Annotated in this window: 1 protein-coding gene and 1 pseudogene; both read right to left on the bottom strand. The window is 45.3% G+C overall.

All coding sequences use genetic code 11. From position 1 onward, the window contains the following. Positions 1-143: 143 nt before the first annotated feature. Positions 144-356 carry a YheU family protein gene (locus tag R7040_RS28260; protein ID WP_024702342.1) on the bottom strand — a complete coding sequence of 71 codons (213 nt, stop codon included), beginning with the start codon at positions 354-356 and terminating at the stop codon, positions 144-146. Positions 357-389: 33 nt separating this feature from the next. Then, positions 390-590, bottom strand: a pseudogene (locus R7040_RS28255) (hydrolase); the annotation flags it as partial.

Here is a 590-nt window from a genome sequence, read left to right as displayed (position 1 = left end):
TGGGTGTTTAGCTGACATGACAAACCTTGTCGAAAATTACGTACCTGTAAAGTGCAGCAGCGAACCGCTGCACGGTCGATAACCCACTATAGCATGTAACAACGACTTGTCATCGAGTGGGATACGGTAAAAATGTGAACGTGCTAAAACTTTGCTTTGCGTTGAATATCAACCGTTTCATGCAGTTCTGAGAACACGATGACGGCTTCACCTTTTTCTAGTTGCGTCTTCACTTGATCGATTTTGTTTTGCAGTGAAATTTCAACCGCGCCATAGTCGGTGCCTTCGCGTAGTACGAACTCACGAATTAGATTTTCCAGTGTTTCTGGCGCGATGTCTTGCCAAGGAATGATCATAAATACCTCAAACTTTTATGATGAAAGGCTAGTTTACTGTGTTCGCGGTTTGGATACAGCTGAAAGGTACTCTGCCGCGACACTTTCGTAGTACGCGGGTAGGGCTTCCTCCAACCAGAACTTTGGTTTTAATGCCGTACCAGTCAGAAAGCCAACGTGTCCGCCGTGCTCAAACAGACGGTAATCAATGTTATCTGGCAGAACAAATTTGGGGATCACCTCTTCTGTCATGAA

The sequence above is a fragment of the Vibrio sp. 1069 genome (assembly GCF_033340555.1).
Note: the sequence above shows the minus strand (reverse complement) of the source record. Positions and strands in the feature narration are given on the sequence as shown.

Bases quoted from the DNA above. Each gene is read 5' to 3' on its own strand.
- R7040_RS28260 (WP_024702342.1), bottom strand. From the start codon at position 356: ATGATCATTCCTTGGCAAGACATCGCGCCAGAAACACTGGAAAATCTA.